This window comes from Actinoplanes rectilineatus, assembly GCF_000962825.1.
In the GTDB taxonomy this organism is placed as follows: domain Bacteria; phylum Actinomycetota; class Actinomycetes; order Mycobacteriales; family Micromonosporaceae; genus Actinoplanes; species Actinoplanes rectilineatus.
In genome coordinates, this window is sequence record NZ_JZKF01000177.1 from 1 (window position 1) to 4218 (window position 4218).

Sequence of the window (4218 nt, forward strand, 5' to 3'; positions counted from 1 at the left end):
CTCGGCATCGCGCTGCTCGGCCGGCACACCTATGACCCGCGGGCTCTGGACTGGCTGGGTTCCACGCCGGCCCTGGCCGGTTGCCTCGGACTGTGGACGGCTGAAAACGATCACCTCGAGCTGGCCGGCGAATACCGGGTAACGGCCGGTGCCCCGTACGCCGAGATGAGCGTGACCGCGTTTCCCCCGCCGGAGTTGTTCGGGGTTGCCGACGGCGCCGACGGTGACGTGGTGTTCGTGGTGCCGGTGCGCAGCCCGGCCCGGGACTGGGGGATGCTCGCCGCGGTCGGCCGGATCCAGTCGACCACGCCGCCCGGCCGCGAGATGATGAACCACTCGGGGTCGTTGTTGACCAAGGCGCTGGACTACCAGGTGACCATGGCCGCCCTGCGTGAGCAGGAGGAACGCCTGCGCACCGCGGCGATGCGCGATCACCTGACCGGGCTGCCGAACCGTCTGTTGCTGGAGGACCGGCTGGCTCGGGCCGGGATGCGCGCCACCCGTGATCCGTCGTTCCGGTTCGCCGTGCTGCTGCTCGACCTGGATCGGTTCAAGGCGGTGAACGACACTCTCGGTCACGCCGCCGGTGACCTGCTGCTGATCGAGATGGCTCATCGCCTGACCAGCCGGTTGCGCCGTAGTGACACGGTGGCCCGGCTGGGCGGCGACGAGTTCGTGGTCCTGATCGACGGCTTGACCGATCCTGATAGCTACAAGACGGTGTGTGCCGCGCTCCAGGCCGCGGTCTGCGAGCCGATGGAGATCGACGGCCACACGGTCGAGGTGGGCGTCAGCATCGGCGTCGCCGTCTCCCAGCCGGGGGCGTCCGACCCCGATCGCATGCTGCGGGAGGCCGACGCCGCGATGTACCGCGCGAAGTCAGCGACCCGGGGTCACTGACCCGAGCCGCCCGGGGCTCACCTTGATCATGATGGCCTCCAGGCGCAGACTCCGACCGGTCGTGCCCGCGGTCTCGCCGTCGCAGCGCCACCCCTGCCAGCCGATGTTCTGCACGTGCGCGTTGTAGCAGACCGAGCCCCGGGACGCGGTGATCGTCAGCGCCTCCAGTCGCAGGCTCTGGCCGGTGGTCCCGGCGACCTCACCGTTGCAGCGCCGGCTCTGCCAGCCGACGTTCTGCACGTGCGCCTCGTAGCAGAGGGCGCCGACGCCACCGCCGGTGATCGTGATGGCTTCCAGTCGCAGGCTCTGGCCGGTGGTGCCGGCGACGCCGCCGTTGCACTGCCGGCCCTGCCAGCCGACGTTCTGCACGTGCGCCTCGTAGCAGACGTACCGGCCGGGAGGTGCGGGCTGGGCGCTTGCCGGCAGCGTACCGGCGCTGAGGGTGAGCGGCAGGACCGCCGCGACGAGACCGGCAAGACGACGTCCGTGTTGTTTCGACATCTGGCCAGTCTCGGCGTCACCGGCCGGCGCCGGGCTGTTTCGGCGGATCGTCACCCGGCCCGTGCTTGACCTGCAGGGTGTCCGGGAAGCAGGCGGCCGCCCGGGCACACGTCTCCATCGCGGCCGCTCACGCGTGCTCGCCGGCGGCGGCCCGGACCGCCGCCACGGCGCCGCGGGCGTTGCCCAGGTGCGGGTTGGTCATCGGGGACCGGCTGGTCCGGACCACCACGTGCCCGGGGTTACCGGCCCGCCCGGGCCGGCCCGCCCGGGCCGGCCCGCCCGGGCCGGTCCGCCCGGGCCGGTCCGCTTCATGACCTTGGTCAGGGCATCGGTGAAGGATTGGTCATCGTATTCCGGGGCGTCGATCCGCCAGGCCACCGCCCGAGTCGGCGGGCCGCTCCTTCTTGCCGGCATTCCAGGGAACGACCGGTAGCCCGGCGAACGTCTCCAGGTGCTAACTGATGGTCACGGGACTCGGGCCGCAGTCGCATCTCGTCGAACGGTCCCGCGAAGGTAGCAGTGCCCACCGACACTTTCGCCGCCCGTGTGACCCCGGTCAGGCGGCCGGCTCCGCGGCCGGGCGGCGGACCGGGAACCCGTGGGCGCGGGCACCGACGACGATCACCAGCACCGGGATCAGGAGGATGCCGACGGTGGCGGGGAAGACCCCCGCGCCGAGGGACTCCAGCAGGACGCCGCCGATCACGCCGCCCGCGGCCATGGCGACGTTCCACAGGGTCACCAGCATGGCCTGGGCGGCATCGGCGGCTTTGCCACCGGCGTCGGCGACGGCGGTCTGCAGCAGGGTCGGTACGCCGCCCCAGCCCAGCCCCCACAGGACCGCGGCGGTGTAGACCAGCACGTCACTGGCGGCGAGCGTGGCGAGGACCGCGGCGGCGACACCGACGAGCAGGACACTCGCCACCGTGAGGACCCGCAGCTTGCGGTCGATCCAGGCGCCGGTGGCCACGATGCTGGCCAGGGAGGCGACACCGAAGGCCAGCAGGACGGCGTCGGCGGACCCGGCCATGCCGAGGTGGGCGAGGAACGTGGTGATGTAGGCGTACAGGATGGTGTGGGCCAGGACGAAGACCAGCGTGACGATCAGGACCGGGGTGACGCCCGGTACCCCGAGAGCGCGCAGCATGGGCGGCCGCTCACCGGCGGGGTGCCCGGGGAAGCCGGGGACCGACACCGCGATCCAGCCGAGAAGGACGACGGTGAGCAGCGTCATGGCGGTGAAGGCGGCCCGCCAGCCGAGGGCCTGGCCGAGGAAGGTGCCGGCCGGTACGCCCAGCGACAGGGCGACCGGGATGCCGGCCATCGCGACCGACACCGCCTTGCCCTGCAGGCGGGGCGGGACGAGACGGCGGGCGTATCCGGCGAGCAGGGCCCAGGCCAGGCCGGCGGCGACCCCCGCGGCGAAACGGGCGACCATCGTCGTGAGGTAGTCGGAGGAGATCGCGGTGACCGTGTTGGCGACGGAGAAGACCACCATCGCGGTCAGCAGGAGCCGCTTGCGGGGCCAGTTCGCGGTGAAGGCGGTCAGCGGGATCGCGGTGAGGGCGGTGCCGAGGGCGTAGATCGTGACGGACTGCCCGGCCAGGGACTCGCTGACCCCGAGGCTGCCGCTCATGCCCGGCAGCACGCCGGCGGGCAGCGTCTCGGTGAGACTGGTGATGAAGACCGCCGTGGCCAGCGCGAGTAGCGCGGACATCGGGAGCCGGTCGCCGGCCCGGGCCGGTACGGGTGACCCCACACTGAGGTCGGTGCTCTCGGTTGCCATGACCCGTATGCTGAAACCTTCACATCAGTGTGAAGGTCAAGCACTTCGACGTGAGGTGGATCACATGCGCATCGGTGAGCTCGCGGACCGGACCGGCACATCGCGACGCCTGCTGCGCTACTACGAGGAGCAGGGCCTCATTGTGTCGCAGCGATGCGCCAACGGCTACCGCTCGTACGACGACCGGTTCGCCGACCGGGTGCTGCAGATCCGCGGTCTCCTCGATGCGGGCCTGCCCACCCGGGTCATCAAACAGGTCCTGCCCTGCCTCGACAAGCCCCGCGCGATCGTCTTCTCGGACGCCACCCCGGAGATCATCGAGACGCTGAGCCAGGAGCTGGAACGCATGCAACGGCGCATCGACGCCCTGACCCGCAACCGCGACGCGGTCACCGAGTACCTCGACGAGGTCCGCGCCCAGGCCCGCCCGGCGACCGAGGTCGCCGCCTGACTCGCGGAACGCGTTTACGCATTGAGACCCGCCATTCGTTAACGATTCGGTGAGGTTCTGTTTAAATGGGCCGCCGCGCTGGTGAAACGCCTGGCCCACCCCCACCCCGGCCCACATTTTCCCTGGTCGGGGCACGACTTCTGGAAACATGCGACCACCCCTGGCCAATGACCTTGTAGAAGGTATTTTGCTCAAGGGAAACTCACCGTGGATCACGTGATCACACACGGTACTGGGGGTGTGGGCGCATGACGGAATACGGCATCCCGGCCGGCCGGCGAACGACGACCACTGGCTGCTCTGGCCGATCAAGACGATCGCGACGCTCGGCGGACTGCCGTTGCGGCTACTCGGGCTGATCGCCGCCGGGCTGGCGCGGGTGTGGGAGCGGTACTTCGAGCCGCCGCCGGCCTGGCTGACCCGGTACCTGATCGTCATCCCGGTCACCTGGCTGTGGCGTCATCCGGTGGCGATCCCGGGAGCCCCGTGAGCTGGCCGTGGTGGGTTTCGACGACATCGCCGACGCGTCGTACCTGCGGCCGGCGTTGTCGAGTGTGCGGCAGCCGCTGGACCGGGTGGG

Annotated in this window: 5 protein-coding genes; 3 read left to right on the forward strand and 2 right to left on the reverse strand. The window is 70.9% G+C overall.

Annotation, left to right across the window (positions count from 1 at the left end):
• The coding region (locus tag WH85_RS48030) for a GGDEF domain-containing protein (protein ID WP_157411657.1) at window positions 1-900 on the forward strand (900 nt) is incomplete at its 5' end.
• Here the strand turns inward: WH85_RS48030 and WH85_RS52625 are convergent.
• Both WH85_RS52625 and WH85_RS45810 read right to left on the reverse strand, forming a co-directional pair.
• Window positions 880-1401, reverse strand: coding sequence for a hypothetical protein (locus tag WH85_RS52625; protein WP_211275662.1), 522 nt, complete (start codon window positions 1399-1401; stop codon window positions 880-882). The two genes, WH85_RS48030 and WH85_RS52625, sit on opposite strands and share 21 nt — an antisense overlap.
• Window positions 1402-1957: 556 nt before the next feature.
• Window positions 1958-3187: an MFS transporter gene (locus WH85_RS45810; RefSeq protein ID WP_045748512.1), complete on the reverse strand. Its 1230-nt coding sequence runs from the start codon at window positions 3185-3187 to the stop codon at window positions 1958-1960.
• 64 nt (window positions 3188-3251) lie between these two features.
• Here WH85_RS45810 and WH85_RS45815 point away from each other — a divergent pair, with 64 nt between their 5' ends.
• Window positions 3252-3638: a MerR family transcriptional regulator gene (locus WH85_RS45815; protein WP_045748513.1), complete on the forward strand. Its 387-nt coding sequence runs from the start codon at window positions 3252-3254 to the stop codon at window positions 3636-3638.
• 238 nt (window positions 3639-3876) lie between these two features.
• Entirely contained in the window at window positions 3877-4128 is a 252-nt protein-coding gene (locus WH85_RS45820) for a hypothetical protein (RefSeq protein ID WP_045748514.1), read from the forward strand.
• The last annotated feature ends 90 nt before the right edge of the window (window positions 4129-4218 follow it).